Below are 1,034 nucleotides of genomic sequence, written 5' to 3'. Positions count from 1 at the left end.
CCCCAGAAGGTGTATAACGTAGCTCAGGGTCCTTTGTCAGTCTTCCAATTAATACTGCTTGGTTCAAGCTCATTTTTTATCCTCCGTCTTCACGCCTGCCCTTTCAGGTTCAGGACTTACAGATTTAAAATTGCAAACAAATCTTTCCGCGTCTTCCGTCCACTTAGGACGTACTGAACAAGAATAAATTTGGAGCACATCGTCCAATAAGGGAGCTTCAATTTCTTTCTCGCGTTGTCGGATACGCTCAATGTACTTTTGATATTTAAAGTTCTTTATCCCGATGATCAGCCAGAGATAAGCACCTTGCCGTTCTGTTTCCAGAAACTCATTCCACTGCTCCCAAAGAAGATCCATAGAACGCATGTAATAGGCAAAATCTCTTTCTCTCATCAGCTTCCAATTAGGCTCTTTACCTCCTGTGTGTTGCCTCAATAACTTTCGTTGATTTCGGCTGAGTCGTTCAGCTGGATGCACAATTTTCCGCTTACGATATCTCTGCCGCACCTGTTCTTCCGGAACTCCCTCCAAAAGAGAAATAAAGCGAAGCACTCCCCCACTCTCCCCACAAAACCAGCATTTGAACACCTGGTCTTTGGTGTTAAGAGAAAGGTAGTATCTTCGCTTTTTTCCCGGTTTAGAATCCTCATGGCAAAATGGACATTTACAGAGAACTTCCTCCCTCGATTGTGAGGAAGGCTTAATAATGAGTCCGTTCTGGTCTGCAACGTCCAGAATGTCAGGAAGCATGGTCGATCACTGCCCTTAATTGTTCTTCTTGGCTGGGAGGAAGTTGTATCTGCTCCCACTCCGACGAAAGAACAATTTTGCGCGTAACCGTGTGAATCTGCTTTTTAGGTTCCCACCACTGCCAACGCTCGTAAACTTCCGCAGCCATTTGAACATGCTTGCATTGCTTGTGTCCGAAATGACATGCAGGGCAGTCATGCGTAATAATCAAATCGTTGTAATGAGGCTCCACTTTCACGAGATACACGCCATTTTGCTTACTGGATGGGAACGCACAGATTAGT

Annotated in this window: 2 protein-coding genes; both read right to left on the bottom strand. The window is 45.0% G+C overall.

Annotated features, from left to right (window positions below; all coding sequences use genetic code 11):
• Positions 1–69 precede the first annotated feature (69 nt).
• On the bottom strand, positions 70–552 hold the full coding sequence (locus POTG_RS18675; protein WP_232282350.1) for a hypothetical protein: 483 nt from the start codon (positions 550–552) through the stop codon (positions 70–72).
• Positions 553–739: 187 nt separating this feature from the next.
• A partial coding sequence (locus POTG_RS24985; RefSeq protein WP_232282349.1) for a hypothetical protein occupies positions 740–1,034 on the bottom strand: 295 nt, incomplete at its 5' end.

Source organism: Paenibacillus sp. oral taxon 786 str. D14 (assembly GCF_000159955.1).
In the GTDB taxonomy this organism is placed as follows: domain Bacteria; phylum Bacillota; class Bacilli; order Paenibacillales; family Paenibacillaceae; genus Fontibacillus; species Fontibacillus phoenicis.
The sequence above is the reverse complement of the archived record's forward strand: the minus strand, read 5'-3'. Positions and strand labels throughout refer to the sequence as shown.